This window comes from Aidingimonas lacisalsi (genome assembly GCF_008079445.1).
Lineage (GTDB): Bacteria > Pseudomonadota > Gammaproteobacteria > Pseudomonadales > Halomonadaceae > Aidingimonas > Aidingimonas lacisalsi.
Genome location: NZ_VRYH01000003.1, coordinates 452,592 through 472,825, shown reverse-complemented (window position 1 = coordinate 472,825; position 20,234 = coordinate 452,592). Strand labels below are relative to the sequence as shown.

Below are 20,234 nucleotides of genomic sequence, written 5' to 3'. Positions count from 1 at the left end.
CCTTAGTGGGCCACGCCGGCTGCGCCGTGCTCATCGATCAACGCCCCACTATGGAAACGATCGATACTGAAGGGAGCGGCCAATGGATGCGGCTCGCCCTTGGCCAGGGTCGCGGCGAACACATGGCCCGATCCGGGAGTGGCCTTGAAGCCACCCGTTCCCCAGCCGCAGTTGAAGAAGAGCCCCTTGACCGGCGTTTTCGACAGGATCGGACAGGCATCGGGGCAGGTATCCACGATGCCGCCCCACTGACGGTTCATCCTGACCCGCGAGAAGATCGGGAACATCTCGACAATGGCCTGCAGCGTGTGCTCCACGGTTGCGTAACTGCCACGCTGACCATAGCCGTTATAGCCATCGATGCCGGCGCCGATCACCAGGTCCCCCTTGTCGGACTGACTGATGTAGCCGTGGACGGCATTGGACATCACCACGGTATCCAGGATCGGCTTCATGGGCTCGGAAACCAGCGCCTGCAACGGATGGGATTCCAGTGGCAGCTTGAAGCCTGCCATGCCGGCCAGTACGCCGGAGTTGCCGGCCGTGACACAGCCCACCGTACGGGTCTCGATATCCCCCCGGTTGGTATGCACCCCGACCACCCGGCCATCGAGTATCTTGAAGCCGGTCACCTCGGTGTTCTGCAGCAGGTCGACACCATAGGCATCGGCGGCTCGGGCGAAGCCCCAGGCCACGGCATCGTGACGCGCCACGCCGGCGCGGGGTTGCCAGGACGCTCCCATGATCGGATAGCGAGCACGCTTGGAGCCATCGATGATCGGCACGATTTCCTGCACGCCCTTGGCGTCGAGAACTTCACTGTCGACCCCGTTCAGACGATTGGCATTGACGCGGCGCTGGATGTCACGCATGTCCTGGAGAGTATGACCGAGATTCAGCACGCCGCGCTGGGAGAACATCACATTGTAGTTGATGTCCTGCGACAAGCCTTCCCAAAGCTTGAGGGAATGCTCATAGAGTGCCGCCGCTTCGTCCCACAGATAGTTCGATCGTACGATGGTGGTGTTGCGCGCGGTATTGCCACCACCCAGCCAACCCTTTTCCAGTACGGCGACATTAGTGATGCCGTGCTCCTTGGCCAGATAATAGGCGGTCGCCAGACCATGACCGCCGCCGCCGATGATGATCGCATCGTATTGCGTCTTCGGCTCGGGATTGCGCCACTGGCGCTGCCAGTCCTCATGATGGCGCAGCGCATGCTTGACCAGCCCGAAACCTGAATACCGTTGCATAGCTTGCTTCTCCCGAGTTGGCCGACTTGCCCCTCTATGCTGCGATGGTATCCCCCGTCTCGGCGCGCAAGATGCTTGGCGACGTCACGGCAAGATGCGTTTGCGACATGACTGTCGCGAATACGATATCGCCAGGCGCCACCCACACCGATGAAGCGGGATTTGCCCCCACACCCGGTTTTTCAGGACAATACGTCTTTCGGCTAACATCTCATCGCATCAGGAACCGCTTTCATGCTTGTCGAACTCATCGCCATCATGGCCCCCGTTTTCGTGGGAGCCAGCCTGGGGTTTATCTGGATTCGCCTGGGCCACGCCTACCCAGTGGAGTTCGTCACGAAACTGGTCTTCAACATCGGTACACCGTCGCTGATCATTGCATCGCTGTCGGGCGCAGATATCGACGCTGGCAGTTTCGGCCGCACCATGCTCGGCACCTTATGCGTGCTGGTCAGCATGGCGCTGCTAACCATCGTCATGGCATGGCTGCTACGTAAGAACTGGCGTGTCCTGTTGGCGCCGATGATGTATCCCAATACCGGCAACATGGGATTGCCGGTGGCACTCTATGCCTTCGGTGAAGCGGGTTTCGCATATGCCATCACCGTCATGGTCACCGTGGCACTGGTCCAATTCACCTTTGGCACGGCGATGGCCAGCCGCAATCGCAACCCACTCCGGACACTGGTCCGTACGCCAACCATCTACGCCATTCTGATCTCTCTGACGCTGTTGCTCACCGATACCGACTTGCCATTATGGCTCGACAATACCGTCGACCTGATTTCGGGCTTCACCGTCCCTCTGATGCTGATCACGCTAGGGGTATCATTGGCAAGCATCCAGGTACGCAACCTCAAGTCAGGACTAGGATTCAGCCTGTTGCGTACGCTAACGGCCGCCGTCGTGGCCTATATCGTAGGTATGCTGCTGTCGCTACCGCCTTTGGCCCACAGCATCCTCGTCTTGCAGATGAGCATGCCGATTGCCGTCTACAATTATCTGTTCGCCCAACGTTCCCAACGTGAACCGCAGTACGTCGCTGCCCTGGTGTTCTGTTCAACCCTGCTTTCATTCCTGTACTTGCCGGTACTGCTGGCATTCATGATGTAGGTCCTCCGCAACTCGCCTCCGCCTGCTACAGTGTCTGAGTGCGGTTCCGACATGAGGTAGTTGCCATGGCAGTCAAATCAGCAGCCCCCCTCCCGGCAGGACTCGGCCTGCTGGCATTCGTGCTTCCGTTAGCCGCTCAGGAAGCGCCTCCTGAGCGTATCGAAAGCGATCACCTGGACTTTCGGTTGGTGCAGTTGGCCTCGGACCTGGAACACCCCTGGTCCACTGCCTTTCTCCCCGATGGACGCTACCTGGTGAGTGAGCGCCCCGGACAGTTGACACTGATCGACGACGGCGAGCAGACCACGGTGGAGGGCGTACCGGAGGTTTCCGCCCAGGGTCAGGGAGGATTGCTGGACTTGGCATTGCATCCCGACTACGGCAATGGCGAAAACGACTGGCTCTATTTCAGTTATTCCAAACCGGGAGACGGCGGTAGCGCCACGGCCGTGGCACGCGCTAGATTGGCGGGCACATCCTTGCAAGATGTCGAGGATATCTTTGTCCAGAGCCGCTTTTCCGCCCCCGGACGCCACTACAGCGGTCGTCTGGCCTGGCGCCAGGACGACGCTCTGTTGCTGGGCATCGGCGACCGCGGCCGCGACCCGCAACGCGCCCAGGACAAGAGCGACCACGCCGGTGGCGTCATGCGACTCAACCCCGATGGCAGCGCGCCCGATGACAATCCCTTCGTTGACGAGGAAGGCGCCCTGGACGAGTTGTTCACTCTCGGCAACCGCAATATCCAGGGCATGACGGTCGCCCCCGATGGCACTATCTGGGCTACCGAGCATGGTCCTCGCACCGGTGACGAAGTCAACCGAATCGAAGCCGGTGTCAATTACGGTTGGCCGGTGGTCTCCCGCGGCAACGACTACGCGACCAACGAGCCGATCGGCAAGAATTCCGCTCCCGGGATGCGCGACCCGCTGCATGTCTTCGCAGGCCGCTATGCGCCCTCGGGGCTGGCTTACGTCAGCAGCGGCCACTACCCGGACTGGCAGGATGACCTGCTGGCCGGAGGGCTATCCAGCGAGAAACTGACCCGCCTGACCGTCGAGGGCAACGCTGTCGAGGCCGCCGAGCTGGTACTGGAGGGCGAGATCGGTCGCATCCGCGATGTCCGACAGGGGCCTGACGGTTATATTTATCTGCTCACTGACGAAACCAATGGCAGTCTCTATCGTCTCGAACCGCTGGATTAATCGGACGGTCAATACTCGACGACGACATCGCCCCTGGGCTTGCTGCAGCACGTCAGGATGTACCCCTCGGCGATGTCCTCTTCGGTAATGCCACCGTTGTGTTCCATATCTACCTCGCCAGTACGCAATGACGCCCGGCAGGTGCCACATATGCCCATACCGCACGCCTTGGGAATATGGAGCCCGAGCTTGGCGGCAGCCGCATGCACCGTCTCGTCGGTCGTGACACGCACGCTCTTGCCCGATTCGCAAAACTCGACATTGACCATGTCGCTGACGTTGATTTCCCCGGCCTCGACTTCGGCCTGCTCCGCCAGTTCGATCACCTCTTCCTGCACATCGGCCGGCGTGGCACCGAAGGTTTCCTGATGATAGTGCGCCATGTCGAAGCCATTATCGTGCAGAATGCCCCGAATGGCCTTCATGAACGGCGTCGGTCCACAGCAGAAGATTTCGCGCTCGAGAAAATCCGGTGCCATCAATTCGAGCATGGGCTGGTTAACGTACCCACGAAATCCGGCCCATACCTCGCCCATGTCCTGACTGCGTTCACACACGATATGCAGCTTGAACTCGGGTAGCCGCGAGAACATATGGGTCAACTCGCGGTGGTAAATGATATCGCGCGGTGAACGTGCGCAATGGATGAATTCCAGGTCGATGCTGGCGTTGGTATCGAAAAACCAGCGCGCCATCGACATCAACGGCGTAATCCCCACCCCACCGGATAACATCAGAATCTTGTCGGCCGGGTAGTCGATGACGTTGAAGTCGCCGACCGGTCCATGGACGGCCAACTCGTCGCCTACTTTCAGATTGTCATGCAGCCACGATGACACCTTCCCTCCCGGCAGGCGTTTGACCGTGATCGAAAAGCTATACGGGATCGAAGGCGAACTCGAGATCGTATAGGAGCGCATTATCGACTCACCGTCGATTTCCAGTTCCAGCGTCACGAACTGTCCCGGCTTGAAGAAGAACATCAGCGGTTGTTCGGCCATGAAGCAGTACGTACGAACATCCCAGGTTTCCTGGATCACCTTGACGCAGCGCACCTGATGTCGGCCATTGGTCCAGGTCTGAGTCGTCACCTGATTGAGGAAGCTCGTGGTCATGGTCGTTACCGCCTGTCTGGAATGGGTGATCGACATGCGACACAGCGCAATGTTTCACGCATTCTGCGCAGCCTTGGTTGACGCCATTTGTCTGGCAACGACATGGACATGTCACTCATTCCCTCCTCCCCAAGAAAAAAGCAGACTCCCCGTCGCGTACGACGCAGTAGGTGTCGCCACCAGACAACTCTGTTTGCGGACACTGTTTCAGACTCGGTCAACATCCACGTCAACCGCTCAAGGACACCTGACATGCCCGCGCTGACCTCCCAACGTCTGGACGACCCCTTGGCTGCAGTACGCGAATCGACCGCAACGATGCTCGAGCATCGCATGCCGGGTCATTCACTTCCCCAACCGTTCTACAACGATGCCCGTCTATTCGCGCTGGACATGCAGGAAATCTATGCCAAGGAGTGGCTGTTTGCCGGGCATACCTGCGAGATTCCCGCCAAGGGCAATTACATGACCCTACAGATCGGCGATGGCTCAGTGATCATCGTGCGTGGCGATAAGGGGGAGATTCACGCCTTTCACAACACGTGTCGCCATCGCGGGTCACGCCTCTGTACCGCCGAACGCGGCAAGGTCGCCAAGCTGGTCTGTCCCTATCATCAGTGGACCTACGACCTGGATGGTCGTTTGCTGTTCGCGGGAACGGAGATGGGCGCCGACTTCGATCTGTCAGCTCACGGTCTGGCACCGGTCGCCGTCCGTGCGGCCGGTGGCTATATATTCATCAACCTGGGCGAGAATCCAGCCCCCATCGACGACTTCCTGGTCAGCCTAGAGCATTATTACGAGCCCTATGACATGGACAACGTCAAGGTGGCCGCCGAATCGAACATCATCGAGCAAGGCAACTGGAAACTGGTCATGGAGAACAATCGTGAGTGCTACCACTGCGATGCCTCACACCCGGAATTGCTGAAGACGTTGTCGGAATTCGACGATGCCGAGGATCCCCGTGCCTCGCCTCAATACAAGGCGTTCTGCCAGCGTAAACAAACTGACTGGGACAACGACGGCATCCCATGGCAACAGGCACGCTTCGGACGGCGTAACCGGATTGCGCGTACCCCGCTGCTGGAAGGGGCCGTGTCGATGACGCTCGATGGTAGAGCGGCCTGCAACAAGTTGATGGGCCGCATGACCAGTGCCGACATGGGCACCCTGCGCATGTTGCATCTGCCCAATTCCTGGAACCATTTCTGCGGCGACCACGGCGTTTCCTTCCGGATATTGCCGATATCGGCTCAGGAAACGCTGGTCACGACCAAATGGTTGGTTCACAAGGATGCAATGGAAGGTGTCGACTACGATATCGAACGACTCCGTTACGTCTGGGAAGCGACCAATGCCCAGGACCGCCGACTGGTCGAGGAAAACCAGCGCGGTGTCAACTCGATGGCCTATCGTCCCGGCCCTTACTCTCCCACCTACGAGTTCGCCGTCATCGACTTCGTCGAGTGGTACCGCGAGCGCATGCTCGCCAACCTTGGCAAGGAAACCTCGCATCTGCACCTTGCCCAAGGCTGATACACGCACTCCTACCAGGCCCGAGCAGACGGGCCTGGTTGCCAGTCATTGACGTTTCTGGTGCCCTGCCGCGAACGCACTGACACAATCACGGTCACAAGGTCGGTTTCTCGTGTCGCATTCAGGGACGTCGTATGCGCTTGCGTAACATCATCATCTTGACCGTCATCGTGCCGCTGTTCGCCATATTGCTGGTTTTCAGTCTGGTCGCCATCAAATCGCTGGAAGACAACGTTCGCTCCAAGCTGCAGAACGAAGTACAGATCATCACCCACGCCATTGGCACGACCCTGAGCTATTCCCTGGACAATGAAACGCCCGAGGCCATGCAGGAGGCCCTGCATTCGGCCTTCTCTTTTCACCGCATCTACGGCGCTTATGTCTTCGATGAGAGTGGCGACAAGATCTATGGCCTGGGATTGGGCGAGGAACTATTCGAACCCGAGGACATTCATGCCGTCGCCGAAAGCGGTGAACAGACTGGCGCCTACCGAGAACATGAACGCTGGAATTACTACTCCACTCTGATGCCGCTGACCTCTCCGGACGGCGAGGTGCGTGGCGTCCTGCAGGTCAATCGACTGAATACCGGTATCGAGAATTACACGGGATTCATCAGTCTGGTGGCCGTGGCGGTTTTCACCGTCGGCGCCGCCGGTATCGTGCTGATGATCTGGTGGGGGTTCCGCCGCCATATCGAACGACCGCTCAATCGCCTGCTAGGCGTCATGGAACGTGTCGAGCAGGGAGACCGGGAACATCGTGCTTCCGTCGAGGGCCCCGAAGAGTACCGGCAGCTATCGATCGCCCTGAACGGCATGCTGAATGCCATGGCGGAAAAAGACGCCGACATAGAAGCACGGCAACAGAAAGAGATCGAGCTGGAACAGCGCCTGCGAAAGTCCAAGAAACTCGCTGAGCTCGGCGTGCTGGCCGCCGGGGTCGCTCATGAAATCGGTGCCCCCTTGACGGTCATCAATGGTCAGGCACAGCGTCTGACGCGTAGTGAACACATGTCTGAGGACGAACAGGCCAAACTGCAGCGCATTCGCAGCGAAGTCGACCGCATCGTCGTGATCGTTCGCCAACTCATGGATCTCGGCCGTCAACATAATGTGGAAAAGGAGTCATGTCGCATCGGTGAGCTGGTGAGCACCGCGCTGGAACTTCTCGAAGAGGAGATGGATACCCACACGCCCCGCCTCGACATCGACCTGCCCGAACCGGAGCCGGAAATCGTCGTCAACGGGCAGCAACTCATCCAGGTGATCACCAACCTGTTGCATAATGCCCTGCAGGCCACACCAAGCGGGCACGTGCGTATCCAGGCCAGGGTGGAAGGCAATGAGGTCAACTTACGTATCGAGGATGATGGTCCGGGTATCGATGACGACGTCAAGAATCAGGTCTTCGATCCCTTTTATACGACCAAATCCGTAGGACAGGGCAGTGGCCTGGGACTATCGATGGTTCACCGCATCGTCAACGACCATGGCGGCACCATCGGCGTCTTCGACAGTGACCTCGGTGGTGCGGGTTTCGACATCACGCTGCCGATGGACTCCCACGCAGCCACTTGACAGGACGGCGGATGAAATGGACAAGGAGATCAATGTGCAAGCCCCTATCCTGATCGTGGAGGATGATACCGCCATCCTCGAGCTACTCGAAGATGAATTGCGGGATGCCGGCTATCGAACACTAGGTGTCGGTAGCGCCGAAGAGGGCATTGCCACCCTGAGTCACGAGTCGGTTGAACTGATCATCAGCGATGTGCGGTTACCAGGTCTCAGTGGTATGGAATGGCTGGAAAGACTGCGCGATGAGGGAAACAAGGTCGGTTTCATCGTGATCACGGCCTTCGGCACCATCGAACAGGCTGTCGAGGCCCTTAAGATCGGCGCCGACGATTTCCTGACCAAGCCGTTGGATCTCGAGCATGTTCAGGAAACCGTGTATCGCGTGCTCGAAAATCGCCGACTGGCTTCGCGACTCGCTGAGGCCGGTCAGCAGAGTGCCCACTTCCATGGCATCGTGGGCGCCAGTTCCGCCATGCAAGAGCTGTTTCACAACGCCGCCAGGCTGGCTAAAAGCAATGCACCGATTCTGATTCTCGGAGAAAGCGGCACCGGCAAGGAACTGCTCGCTCGGGCCATCCATACCGAAAGTGCCCGTTGTGACGCACCGTTCATTGCCGTCAACTGTGCCAGCATTCCCGCGGAATTGATGGAAAGCGAATTCTTCGGTCATGTGAAAGGCGCCTTTACCGGCGCCAATGAAGCCCGTCAGGGACTATTCCATGCAGCCCATGGCGGCAGTCTTTTCCTTGACGAGATCGGGGAAATGTCGATCTCTCTGCAAGCCAAACTGTTACGGGCTCTGCAGGAAAGCACTGTGCGGGCCGTCGGTGCTGAAAAGGAAGAAACCGTCGATGTGCGTATCATCGCTGCCACTCACCGCGACCTCGAGAAGGAAATCGAAGCGGCGAATTTCCGCAGTGATCTGTTCTATCGACTCGAAACCTTTTCCCTGAAGATCCCCCCTCTACGCGACCGCAATGGCGATATCGATCGTCTGATCGCCGCCCTCATCGACAAGCATGCACACTCTCAAGGCAAGCATATCGAACGGGTGGAACCAGCGGCCCTGCAGCGGCTCCTGACCTACCCGTACCCGGGCAATGTCCGTGAACTGGAAAACGCGATCATGCGCGCCGTCACGCTCGCCGAAGAGGGCGTTCTCCATCATTCCGATCTACCGGAACGGATACGTGAGCACGCAACTCGCCAGACGCTGGCGTCTGGCGACGAAACCGACGTACCCGCGACTCAGGCCACGACCTGGCCAAGCCTGGAAGACGTCGAACAGCGCTATATTCAGAAAGTATTGGACGCGACAGGCGGCAACAAGCGCCGAACCGCCGATATCCTTGGCATTGCACGCAAGACACTCTATCGGCGGCTCGATCATGGTGAGGAGTGAGTGTGTCCTGATGTGATACGACACCTCCCTCAGGCATACCTGAGGGGGCCAACCGCTACTTACATATCGTCAGCCGGCTCGCTAGTGACACCATTTGGCTCTTCCTCCGGGAGATCAGCGGTTCCGTCTCCGAAACCGGCATCTTCGCCGCTGGCGTCATAACTCTCCTGGGCGCCTTCCTGGGTTTCCCAGTTCTCTTCTCCCGGGGCGCCGCCACTTGCATCACCACCGACCGTACCCTCGCTGGATGGCTCTTGCTGCGGCGCTTCCGGGTTGTGGCTCTCCATGCCCTGGCCAGACCCATTCATGCCATTGTCTGGCTCAGAGGCGCCGGGTTCGGTTTCACCACCGATCGTGCCCTCATCCGCTGACTGTTCGGTGGACTGCGGGCTCGGATCCTCTTCTTCCATGGCCACCGCCATCGGGCTCGCAATCAGGCTCAGAGACACACCCAACACCCCGAGTGACTTGAGAAATCCCTTGGATAACATCATTGCTCTCCTAACATCAGCGACTATACAGTCCATGAGCCGAATGAATTCACTGTCATGGTTGACTGAATCCTGCTCCCCGCGCTTGTTCCTTGGACGCGTAATGGGCTCAGGCAACCAACCTGATGCACAACCCATGCCAACAACATGATACCAGGGATATCAACGAGTTACGAAAGCTTTCTCCACAAAGAAGCAGAGCAGAGCGGGTGTCATCCGACACATGGGTCACAATGACACAGCGACCCGAGACACGTCCCGGACGTGCAGCATCGAAGCCACCCTGGATGCTGGGTTACGTTACCGCAGACCAGGCAGCAAGAAACGCTCTATGGCCTGGCGTACGGAGGGCAACATGATGTCGGTATGCTGCATCCATTGCTGTACCTGGCTCTGCAACCCAGGGACGCCGACCTCGATATAGCGACGCAAGGCCATACGCGCGCACGTATCAGGGCAGGACCCTTCGGGAATGCGAATCCCCAACGCCACCAATTGGCGCCGGAAATCTTCGCCGTCGATCAAGTCTACGATCATCATGTGGACCCCTCCTCGCCTCAACCGGCTATCACCGTTGCCTCGGCCTTGTCCAAGCGACAGGCTGCATACTTGAATTCCGGAATCTTGCCGTACGGATCCAATGCCGGATTGGTCAATAAGTTGACTGCCGCTTCGGCATAGCAGAACGGCACGAACACCATCCCTTCAGGCATGCCTGCATCGACACGACTCCGCAACGCGATATGGCCCCGGCGTGTCGTGATACTGACGGGGTCCCCCGGCTGCAGCCCCAGACGCCTCAACTCACCAGGCGCCAGGCTGGCGACAGCCTCTGGTTCCAGGTCGTCTAGCACGCGAGTGCGCCGCGTCATGGAACCGGTATGCCAATGTTCGAGCTGACGCCCCGTAGTCAGGACCGTGGGGTACTCGCCATCGATGGGTTCATCGGGCGGTAACGGCAGTGTCGGGCTGAACTTGGCGCGGCCCGATGTCGTGGGAAAGGTATTCGAGAAGACGACATCCTCGCCAGGCCCATCGTCGTGATGGCACGGATACGTCACCGAGCCTTCAGCCTCGAGACGCTCCCAGGAGATATGATCGAGTGACGGCATGCCTCGCTTCATCTCGGAAAACACATCGCGAGGGTGACGATAATCCCACGGTAGACCGAAGCGCCTAGCCATTTCCTGAATAATCCACCAGTCCGGCTTGGACTGGCCCGGCAATGGCATCGCCTGTCGTCCCAGTTGAACCTGTCGGTTGGTATTGGTAACGGTGCCGTCCTTTTCCGGCCAGGCGGATGCCGGCAACACGACGTCAGCGAACTGGGCCGTTTCAGTCACGAACAGATCCTGCACGACCAGATGCTCCAGCGTACCTAAAGCCGCGCGCGCATGGTCGAGGTCCGGGTCGGACATGGCGGGGTTCTCCCCTTGGATATACATGCCCTTGATGGTGCCATCACGAACCGCGTCCATGATTTCCACGACCGTCAGCCCCGGCTTGTCGTCCAGAGGTGTATTCCAGAGCTCCTCGAAAGCCGAGCGAACCTGAGCATCGGACACCGGTTGATAATCCGGCAGGACCATGGGAATGAGACCGGCATCGGACGCGCCCTGTACATTGTTCTGACCACGCAAGGGATGCAGGCCGGTGCCGGAGCGGCCGGTATGGCCGCAAGCCAGTGCCAATGAAATCAAGCAGCGGGCATTGTCGGTGCCATGGGTATGCTGTGAAATGCCCATACCCCAGAAGATCATGGCCTTGTCAGCCGTGGCATAGAGCCGCGCCACCTCACGAATCGTATCGGCACTCACACCGCAGCTATCAGCCATGACTTCCGGGGTCATGTCCCATACGTGGGCCTTGAGTGCTTCGAAGCCCTCGGTATGAGCGTCGATATACGCCTGGTCATAGAGACCTTCGGTGACAATCACGTTCAGCATCGCATTGAAAAGCGATACGTCGCTGCCCGGGGTGAAACGCAGGGTGCGATACGCATGCGCCCCCATCGCCTGTCCTCGGGGATCGATGACGATCAGCTTGGTCCCCTGCTTCGCCGCCTGCTTGAAGAAGGTCGCCGCCACCGGGTGGTTGATGGCAGGGTTGCAGCCCGTCAGGATCACGACATCCGCTTGTTGCGCCTGCATGAATGACGCTGTCACAGCGCCTGACCCGATGCATTCCATGAGCGCGGCCACGGAGCTGGCGTGACATAGCCGCGTGCAGTGATCGACATGATTGGAACCGAAGCCGGTTCGCACCAGCTTCTGGAACAACCAGGCCTCTTCGTTGGAACACTTGGCGCTACCGAATCCAGCCAGGGCATTGGGACCATGAGCGTTCTTGAGCGATACCAGCCCTTGTGCCGCCCGGTCCAGGGCTTCCTCCCAGGTCGCTTCACGAAAATGACTCCATGGCTGGGCAGGGTCGAAGTCGGGATCGACCCCCTTGGGGGCGCCTTCACGCCGGATCAGAGGCACCGTCAGGCGTGATGGATGACGTGGGTAGTCGAAGCCGAAACGGCCCTTGACGCAAAGACGGTTATGATTGGACGGTCCGTCCCGCCCTTCGACGAACAGGATATCGTCGTCCTTGACGTGATAGCGCAACTGACAGCCGACGCCACAATACGGACAGACGGAGTCCACGGTACTGTCCGCCACCTTCGAGTCACCGCGCCCCGCGGAATCGATCAGCGTTGCCGGCATCAACGCGCCGGTCGGACAGGCCTGCACACATTCACCGCAGGCGACACAGGTGCTATCGCCCATCGGATCGTCGAAATCGAAGACGATCTTGGACGCAGCACCACGATGTGCCAGCCCGATGACATCGTTGACCTGAACCTCACGGCAGGCCCGCACACAAAGATTGCATTCGATACAGGCATCGAGATTGACATTCATTGCCGAGTGGGTCGCATCATGCATCAGCGACGCCTCGCGCTCGGCGACATGATGCACCGTCGGCTCCGTCCGCACCGATTGTGGCGGAAGCCACTCGCGCACGGCCGTGGCATCGATGGCCAATTTGTCGGCCATATCCCAGAAGTGGCTGGAACGATCGGGACTCTCTTCCCGCTCGGGCTGATCGGCGATCAGCAGCTCCATCACCCCCTCCCGCGAGACACGAGCCCGATCGGATGTGGCGCTCTTGACGGCCATCCCGGCCTTCGCTTCACGCAGGCAACTGGCTGCAAGGGCCCGTTCCCCTTCAATCTCGACCATGCAGACCCGACAGTTGCCATCGGGGCGATACCCCGGCGCATCCTTGAAGCACAAGTGAGGTATGGTTTCACCGGCGCGCTTGGCCACCTGCCAGAGCGTTTCGCCGGGATAGCCACTGACCTCGACACCGTCCAGCGTCAGAGTGAAAGCCTCGGCGCGGGAATCCGCCGGCGGAGCGAGTACGGTATTCATGATCGGTCTCCTCGACTTTTATCCCTTGACGATGACGTTCTGGGCAGCCAGCGGCTCGCGAAAATCCTTGAGCAGGCCCAGTACCGGATTGGGTGCCGCCTGTCCCAGGCCACAAATCGATGCATCCATCATCACCTGGGATAAGCGCGTCAACTCATCGACATTCCATTCATCGCGTTCAAGCAGCGTCAGCATCTTTTCCGTTCCGACCCGGCACGGGGTGCATTGACCGCAGGACTCATCGGCAAAGAACGCCAGCAGATTGGTAGCGACTCGGCGCAGATCGTCTTGATCGGAAATGACAATGATCGCCGCGGAACCGATGAAACAGTCCTCTTCCTGAAGCGTATCGAAGTCCAGCGGAATATCCGCCTTGGACGCCGGTAACATGCCGCCGGAGGCGCCACCGGGCAGATAGCCCGCCAACGCATGTCCCTCCTGCATGCCGTCGCAATACTCATCGATCAATTCACGCAACGTGATACCGGCCGGTGCCAGATGCACCCCTGGCCGTTTGACTCGTCCCGAGACGGAAAAGCTTCGCAAGCCGTTTCGGCCATGTCGGCCATGACTGGCAAACCAATCGGCCCCTCGTTGCCAGATCAACGGGATCCAGTAGACGGTTTCGACATTATTGACCAGTGTCGGACGGTCGAAGAGACCGCGCTGGGCCACGAACGGCGGACGATGGCGCGGCTTGCCGGGCTTGCCTTCCAGCGATTCGATCATTGCCGACTCTTCACCGCAGATATAGGCGCCGGCCCCTCGACGCATGACGATATAGCCAGGCGGGGCCAAACCGGCGCTTTCCAGTTCGGCGATGGCTTCGTGCAGCACGCGGTGCAGCCCGGGGTATTCATCGCGCAGGTAGATGTACAATCCCTGAGCATTCACGGCCCAGGCACTGACCAGCGCGCCTTCCAGAAAACGGTGTGGCGCACGCTCCAGGTAGTAACGATCCTTGAACGTTCCTGGCTCACCTTCATCGGCATTGATGGCGCAATAACGGGGTTCACTCTCCTGGCGTACGAAGTACCATTTCTTGAAGGTGGGAAAGCCGGCTCCTCCGAGACCGCGCAGATTGGCGGTTTCCAGTGTCTGCATGAGCTGGTCCACAGAGACGCGGCCAGCGCGGCAATCGGCCAGCAGATCATAACCGCCCTCGCAGCAATAATCGTCGAGATGCTGCCAAGCTCCCATCTGGGGATGGACCTCACCCTCTGCGACGATCGTCGCGACACGATCACGGGTAGCGAATCCGACGTGCCGGTGGCCTACCTCCACGACCGGCGCCATTTCGCAACGCCCCATACATGGGGCACGCAGTACCCGGACCTGATCGGCATCCATACCGGTAGCCAACTCACGTCTTAGCGCCTCGGCCCCGGCCAACTGGCAGGACAGGGAGTCGCAGACGCGAATGGTCATAGCCGGTGGTGGGGCCTCGTCGTCATGAACCACATCGAAGTGAGCATAGAACGTTGCCGTTTCATAGATCGCGGCCATGGGCAGATTCATGAATGCTGCCAGAGCTCGCATGAGCCGTAGCGGCAAATGGCCCTGTGCATCCTGAATGACATGCAAATGCTCGATCAGAAGATCGCGCCGTTGCAGCTCGGGGAATCGCTGTTCGTCACCAAGCAGTACGCGCAGTTCATCGAGCGCAGCGGGCTCGAGATCACGGCCGCGCGACTTGGCCCGAAAGCGCCGTTGGGGGGTCACGGTCTGGACGGTCATAGCGTGCTCTTGTTGGTCGGTTCTGCCGCCGATGTTATCTGTTACCTCTCCTTGAATGTTGGCACTGCCTGCGCGACCCGGCAATGATCATAAGGTCGGGATTGGGTGCAATGACTATGTCGATGTCGCTTACAGCAAACCTGCAGCGCCGACAGTCGGCGATGTTTTGAATTTCAGGCATCAGCGACTATGGTTATGGCGCGTGCTGCTTATTTCAGCGGAGGAAGCCCCATGAACGGTCAAAAAGGAGCGAACGACATGCCTCACAACGCATTCAGACCCCATTTCGCCTGCCTCGCAGGAGGGCTGATGCTGGCTGCAGCCGCTCAAGCCCAGACGCCTGCTCCCCAGGGACTGTATTCCGCCGATGACATCATGGATGCCGGTGTCTATCTGCAAGGAGAGAGCCGCAACGAGATCGGTGACGTCGAGGATATCCTGCTGGATGACAACATGCAGGTGCAGGCATTGGTCATCGATGCCGAGAACTCATCGGCCATCGGAGGCAGAGATGTCGTCATCAATAATGACCAATACCGCCTCGAAACCGACAACGAAGGTGGCGATGACATCGATCACCGCGTCATCATCGATCTATCGGAAGAGGAGGCTCGGGAATTGCCGACTTACGATCGGGATTGGTGGCACCATGCACGTGCAAGCGCTGCCCAAGCCTGGCAGGAAACCCGTGAAGGTGCCGAGAGTGCCTGGCAACGGACTCAGGAAGGTGCGGCGGACGTCATGGAAACCATCAATGAACGTATCAACGAAATACGTAATGATGGCTGACATAGTGGCTGTGCCATATAACCGCCTGGAGATTGACAAGAATCAGAAATGAAACGAATTATTTCAAGGGTGGCAATCACGCAATAAATTGTCACAATAGAATAGCAAGGGTATTCGTAATACACCTCTGGAATCCGAAGTCCTAACGACGGAGATTTTCCTGTGGCAACAGATAACTCATCGCAAAATCAAAACGAGGGTTCCGAAGGCATTCCCGCGCCGGATGGACCCGCCAACCTCATCGATACGGACTATGTGATCGGGCAAGACAACATTGCCTCGACCAGGTTCGGCGTGAATTTCGATCTTCACGGTAAGGTTTTCACGATCTCATCGCTGGTGATCTTGTTCTTCGTGATCATCACCCTGGCGCTTCAGGATCAGGTCGAGCCGCTCTTCAACGGCATTTTCAGCTTCCTGACGGGCAATATGGCCTGGTTCTTCCTGCTGGCTGCCAATATTTTCGTCGTCATTTCGATCGTGCTGATATTCACCCCGCTAGGCAGGGTACGTATCGGCGGCGCCCATGCTACGCCAGACTTCAGCTATGCGGGCTGGTTCGCCATGCTATTCGCTGCCGGGATGGGTATCGGCCTGATGTTCTACGGTGTCTCGGAACCCATCACCCATTTCGAGACGGCGCTAGGCGGCATCACGACCGAGAATGGCGCACGCACCGACTGGGCGCCGCTTGGCGCCGCAGAAGGCAATGACGCCGGGGCAATGACACTCGGCATGGCCGCGACCATCTTCCACTGGGGCCTCCACCCTTGGGGTATCTACGCCGTCGTTGCACTGGCACTCGCGCTGTTCTCTTTCAACAAGGGGTTGCCTCTCACCATGCGCTCGATCTTCTACCCGGTACTGGGTGAGCGCGTCTGGGGCTGGTGGGGCCATGCCATCGATATCCTGGCGGTCTTCGCCACCCTCTTCGGCCTGGCGACCTCGCTGGGGCTCGGGGCATCGCAGGCCTCAGCCGGCCTCAGCTATCTGTTCGGCATACCGGATACCAACGTCACCATGGTACTGTTGATCATGGGCATCACGGCGGTCGCCTTGTGTTCGATCATGCTCGGGGTCGACAAAGGGGTTCAGCGCCTGTCCCAGCTCAACATGGGCCTGGCGGCACTGCTACTGCTGTTTGTCATTCTGGTAGGACCGACATTGCTGATCGCGACCGGCTTCTTCGAGAACCTGGTGGCCTATCTGGTCAACCTGCCGGCACTCTCCAACCCGTTTGGACGTGAAGACGCCAATTTCACGCAAGGCTGGACGGCCTTCTACTGGGCTTGGTGGATCAGTTGGTCACCGTTCGTCGGTATGTTCATCGCACGCGTCTCGCGCGGTCGTAGCGTGCGTGAATTCCTGATTGCCGTGCTGCTGGTGCCCTCGATCGTGTCAGTACTCTGGATGACGGCATTTGGCGGTACCGCGATCGATCAGGTCGTCACCGATGGTTTCCAGGGAGTCCAGGATGCAGCGCTGGAGTTGCAACTGTTCGAAATGCTCGGCCAGCTGCCGTTGACAGCCATCACCTCCTTCGTGGGGATTATCCTGGTCATGGTATTCTTCATCACCTCGTCCGACTCCGGCTCGTTGGTGATCGATTCCATCACGGCCGGCGGCAAAGTCGACGCCCCCAGATCCCAGCGCATTTTCTGGGCCATCATCGAGGGGGCCATCGCCATTGCCTTGCTGCTGGGTGGCGGTTTGACTGCGCTCCAAACGGCGGTCATCACTACCGGCCTGCCCTTCACGCTGGTACTGCTCGTGGCGTGCTATGCCATCATTCAAGGACTCCGAAGCGAGCCCAAATCGACATGAGCCTATCCTCGGGTTCTGTCAAAAAAGGCGGCCTTCATGGCCGCCTTTTTCATGGTGTCGCGTGCTGCTGTCGAATCTAGATCCAGATATCCGCCAAGGGTGTCTCCAGTGAATAATGGCGTGCGACCTGTGCTTGCAGCAATTCAGCGGTAGCCAGAGAGTCGATGACAGCATGGTGCGACTGGTAAGCCGGTAATCCATACCGCCCCCGACTGTTATGCAGACGAATGGAGACAGGTTTGCCCCCCAGTCGACGCTTGAGACGAGATAAATAGGTGCGCCGGTGCAATCTCGCTTCCAGTTCCATGGTGTCAATGACGGGGAACTTGAATTCCTCACCGATACGCGCGTTGACGGCCGTGTTCAGAAAATGGCGTTCAATGTTTCGATAGTGGACTACGATCAGCCGTCCGGCCAAGGCATCGAGCAGTTCATCGAGAATCTCTCGAAGATCCGGCGCATCGGCAATTTCCGAATGCGTAATATGGTGAAAGGTCACGGAATCTCGATTGAGCGGCCGCGGCGGTTTCACGACCCAGTAACGCCGCTCGGCCAGCCGAATACGCTGCATGTCGAACGGCACCAGTCCGATGCTGACGATCGCGTGGCGCCGCTCATCCAACCCGGTCGTTTCCATATCCAGCGCCACCATAGGAATATTGGCGATCGGAGTCTCCGGGGCAAATAGCGACCGGGAATAGTAGCGTTGCAGACCGGCATGGCGAGCATCATCGACGCGGGCGGTCAGATAAGGCAGCCAATCAGGTCGTTTCGAGGACGCCTTGGGAAGCGAGCGACGCATCAAGATCATCGTGTACGCGACATAGCGGGCATGGGATAGCGAAACTTCAGGAATTTCTGGGCATTGCTCAGCACCTGAAAAGCATCCTTCAAGTTGTGGCGCTCGGTATCGGATACCTTGCGTGGCTCGATGTTATTGTCGGGTGTGCGCTCCTCCTCGATATCGAACACCTGGTGCCGAATCCTGACTATGGCGATGAACTCCAGAGCATAACGTATCTTGTCTCCGGTCCCGGAAGGCAGCAACGATGTCTTGGCAATATCATCAAGGCGATCGAACGGATTCTGAGCGCGTGACCCACAGGCCAACGCATGCACTCGAATCAAATCAATGGTCGGAGCCGTTCCGCGGCGCTTGAGATTGATCGAGTTGTTGTGTTTGCCATCCTTTTCCATGACGAAGGTCCGGAAAAATCCCAATGGCGGCGTCCGATTCAGAGCATTGCGTGCCATCGCGGCCAGGAACGCAGGGCTCTCGGCGGCCTTGTCCGCGACGAGATCCTGGAGCTGTTCGGCGAACGTCTCTTCACCATACACACTGTCCAGATCGAAGAAGATGGAACTGTGCAGGAGATGTTCCGGATTCGGGTGATCGATCCAGTCACTGAAGTAGCGTTTCCACACCGCAAGCGGCTGCCGCCAACGTGAATTGGTGGCCATGATGTCCCCCTTGCAGTAAGGGTATCCACAGGCATCCAGACCATCGCAGACCCGTTTCGCCAATTCGGCGAAATAATCGCCGTGACGTTCAGGATCATAGCTATCGTCCAGTACCAGAGCGTTGTCCTGATCGCTGACGATCGTCTGATCATTGCGCGCCATCGACCCCATCACCATGAAACAGTAAGGCACGGGCGGCGGCCCAAGCGCTTCTTCCGCCAACTCCAGTAAACGTCGGGTAAAGCTGCGGCCGATCGTCGACAGCGCACTACCTACCATCTGTGAGTTCGCGCCCGCCTCGACCATGCGCACGAAGGTCGTTCTGACTTCGGGTTCAAGATCGGCAAGCCCTTTGACGCTGGTCTGGTTGAAGATATTGCTGACCAGATACAGGCTGCTGTGCGTCTCGTAGCGAATAATGTCCGACAGGTGGAGCAGACCGAGCGGACGTCGGCGATGCAGCACAGGCAAATGGTGCACATTGTTACGTAACATGCACAGCATCGCTTCGTGGACTGACTCATCCGACTGGATGCTGATCAATGTCTCCGTAACGACATCGCCTACCGGAATCTCGGCGGACCGCCCCTCTGCGATGACCCGGTTGCGAAAATCGAGATCGGTGAGGATACCGACCAACCGCTTTGGTTGCCCCTCACGGTCGATAAAGGTTCGCTGAGGATCATCATCGGGTGGGGCGACCACGAGAACCGCAGACACGTTCTCTTCATTCATGCACCGAGCGGCATCCTGTGCCGATAGCGACGATTCGATCATGACGGGGGTACGGGTGATGAGTCGCCGCACCCGGGTAATCATGGTGTCATTGCTGTTGTGCTGCTCTTCGACGACCGCTTTCAGGCGTGCCCGCCCCAGTTCGACGAAATCGGCAAACTGATCATCGGCTTCACATAGTCGGTGGAACACACTCTCGGGTATGAAATAGATCAGCGTGTCTTCGATCGACTTGGCAGGGTAGCGAACGCGGTGATTCCGCAACAGGCTGAACTGGCCGAAGATGTCACCTTCTCCGAGCCGGTTGTAGAGTTCACCATTACGCCGGTGAATTTCTACGGCACCTTGGCGGATATAATGCAGGTCATGCACTTCCTGATCATAACCGAGGATGTCTCTCCCGGCTTCGAAGTAGGCGACTTCGACGTGCTGCGCCACGTCATCGAGCAGCTCGTCCGACAGCCCATCGAAGGGCGGGAAACGCGCCATGTGCTCACGAATATCAAGGAGTTCGACGTCCATTGCCCTATCCTCTTTCTGGATATGAAAGTTTGATAGGCATGCCGAT

At 58.6% G+C, this 20,234-nt stretch carries 15 protein-coding genes; 7 read left to right on the top strand and 8 right to left on the bottom strand.

What is annotated here, in order from left to right; translation table 11 throughout:
• Positions 1-2 precede the first annotated feature (2 nt).
• Complete coding sequence (locus FVV99_RS08415; RefSeq protein WP_148253588.1) at positions 3-1,253, bottom strand: sarcosine oxidase subunit beta family protein; 1,251 nt, start codon at positions 1,251-1,253, stop codon at positions 3-5.
• A gap of 234 nt (positions 1,254-1,487) precedes the next feature.
• On the opposite strand from FVV99_RS08415, the gene FVV99_RS08410 reads away from it, so the two are divergent.
• Entirely contained in the window at positions 1,488-2,366 is an 879-nt protein-coding gene (locus FVV99_RS08410) for an AEC family transporter (RefSeq protein WP_148253587.1), read from the top strand.
• Positions 2,367-2,431: 65 nt separating this feature from the next.
• Positions 2,432-3,571, top strand: a complete 1,140-nt coding sequence (locus tag FVV99_RS08405; protein ID WP_148253586.1) for a PQQ-dependent sugar dehydrogenase — start codon at positions 2,432-2,434, stop codon at positions 3,569-3,571.
• An 8-nt stretch (positions 3,572-3,579) separates the two neighbouring features.
• On the opposite strand, the gene FVV99_RS08400 is transcribed toward FVV99_RS08405, so the two are convergent.
• A complete protein-coding gene (locus FVV99_RS08400) occupies positions 3,580-4,686 on the bottom strand; it encodes a hybrid-cluster NAD(P)-dependent oxidoreductase (protein ID WP_148253585.1) in 1,107 nt (368 codons plus the stop codon).
• A 252-nt stretch (positions 4,687-4,938) separates the two neighbouring features.
• Between FVV99_RS08400 and FVV99_RS08395 the strand changes: the two genes are divergently transcribed.
• The 3 genes from FVV99_RS08395 (at position 4,939) to FVV99_RS08385 (ending at position 9,207) form a co-directional block, all read left to right on the top strand.
• The gene (locus FVV99_RS08395; RefSeq protein ID WP_148253584.1) at positions 4,939-6,225 is read left to right on the top strand and encodes an aromatic ring-hydroxylating oxygenase subunit alpha; all 1,287 of its coding nucleotides are present in this window, start codon (positions 4,939-4,941) and stop codon (positions 6,223-6,225) included.
• A gap of 134 nt (positions 6,226-6,359) precedes the next feature.
• A complete protein-coding gene (locus FVV99_RS08390; protein ID WP_148253583.1) occupies positions 6,360-7,805 on the top strand; it encodes a sensor histidine kinase in 1,446 nt (481 codons plus the stop codon).
• A 16-nt stretch (positions 7,806-7,821) separates the two neighbouring features.
• Positions 7,822-9,207, top strand: a complete 1,386-nt coding sequence (locus tag FVV99_RS08385) for a sigma-54-dependent transcriptional regulator (RefSeq protein ID WP_148253582.1) — start codon at positions 7,822-7,824, stop codon at positions 9,205-9,207.
• 59 nt (positions 9,208-9,266) lie between these two features.
• On the opposite strand, the gene FVV99_RS08380 is transcribed toward FVV99_RS08385, so the two are convergent.
• The 4 genes from FVV99_RS08380 to FVV99_RS08365 form a co-directional block, all read right to left on the bottom strand.
• A complete protein-coding gene (locus FVV99_RS08380; RefSeq protein ID WP_148253581.1) occupies positions 9,267-9,701 on the bottom strand; it encodes a hypothetical protein in 435 nt (144 codons plus the stop codon).
• A 297-nt stretch (positions 9,702-9,998) separates the two neighbouring features.
• A complete protein-coding gene (locus tag FVV99_RS08375; RefSeq protein WP_148253580.1) occupies positions 9,999-10,238 on the bottom strand; it encodes a hypothetical protein in 240 nt (79 codons plus the stop codon).
• Between the two features lie 17 nt (positions 10,239-10,255).
• Positions 10,256-13,120, bottom strand: a complete 2,865-nt coding sequence (fdhF, locus tag FVV99_RS08370; protein WP_148253579.1) for a formate dehydrogenase subunit alpha — start codon at positions 13,118-13,120, stop codon at positions 10,256-10,258.
• 18 nt (positions 13,121-13,138) lie between these two features.
• Entirely contained in the window at positions 13,139-14,857 is a 1,719-nt protein-coding gene (locus FVV99_RS08365; protein ID WP_148253578.1) for an NAD(P)H-dependent oxidoreductase subunit E, read from the bottom strand.
• Positions 14,858-15,166: 309 nt separating this feature from the next.
• On the opposite strand from FVV99_RS08365, the gene FVV99_RS08360 reads away from it, so the two are divergent.
• Positions 15,167-15,646 carry a PRC-barrel domain containing protein gene (locus FVV99_RS08360; protein WP_148253745.1) on the top strand — a complete coding sequence of 160 codons (480 nt, stop codon included), beginning with the start codon at positions 15,167-15,169 and terminating at the stop codon, positions 15,644-15,646.
• A gap of 162 nt (positions 15,647-15,808) precedes the next feature.
• Positions 15,809-17,470 carry a BCCT family transporter gene (locus tag FVV99_RS08355; RefSeq protein ID WP_148253577.1) on the top strand — a complete coding sequence of 554 codons (1,662 nt, stop codon included), beginning with the start codon at positions 15,809-15,811 and terminating at the stop codon, positions 17,468-17,470.
• Between the two features lie 76 nt (positions 17,471-17,546).
• Here FVV99_RS08355 and FVV99_RS08350 read toward each other — a convergent pair whose 3' ends face one another.
• Positions 17,547-18,272 (bottom strand): 3'-5' exonuclease, encoded by a 726-nt coding sequence (locus FVV99_RS08350; RefSeq protein WP_148253576.1) that lies wholly within the window; start codon positions 18,270-18,272, stop codon positions 17,547-17,549.
• A gap of 5 nt (positions 18,273-18,277) precedes the next feature.
• Entirely contained in the window at positions 18,278-20,188 is a 1,911-nt protein-coding gene (locus FVV99_RS08345) for a DUF294 nucleotidyltransferase-like domain-containing protein (protein ID WP_148253575.1), read from the bottom strand.
• Positions 20,189-20,234 lie beyond the last annotated feature (46 nt).